Annotated in this window: 1 pseudogene; it reads left to right on the top strand. The window is 61.3% G+C overall.

What is annotated here, in order from left to right:
- A pseudogene (locus tag Q1B46_RS22170) lies at window positions 1–230 on the top strand (ABC transporter permease); the annotation flags it as partial.

Below are 230 nucleotides of genomic sequence, written 5' to 3'. Positions count from 1 at the left end.
ACACCCAGACAGGGCTTGCAGATGAACCCGATCTGGCTGCCTGCGCCAGAGACCGTTGTCGCGCGGTTCTTTGAGATCTCCCGCGAGGGCTATCAGAACTTCTCGCTCTGGCAGCATCTGGGCTGGTCGCTGCTGCGGGTGATTGTCGGCTTTGTTGCCGGGGCTCTGGTGGGTATTCCGCTGGGCTATGCCATGGGTCTGTCGGGTTGGTTCCGCGGTTGGTTTGATCC

Origin of the sequence: uncultured Ruegeria sp., assembly GCF_947500045.1 — a bacterium.
Classification (GTDB): Bacteria; Pseudomonadota; Alphaproteobacteria; order Rhodobacterales; family Rhodobacteraceae; genus Ruegeria.
This window is presented reverse-complemented; position numbering and strand designations above follow the sequence as displayed.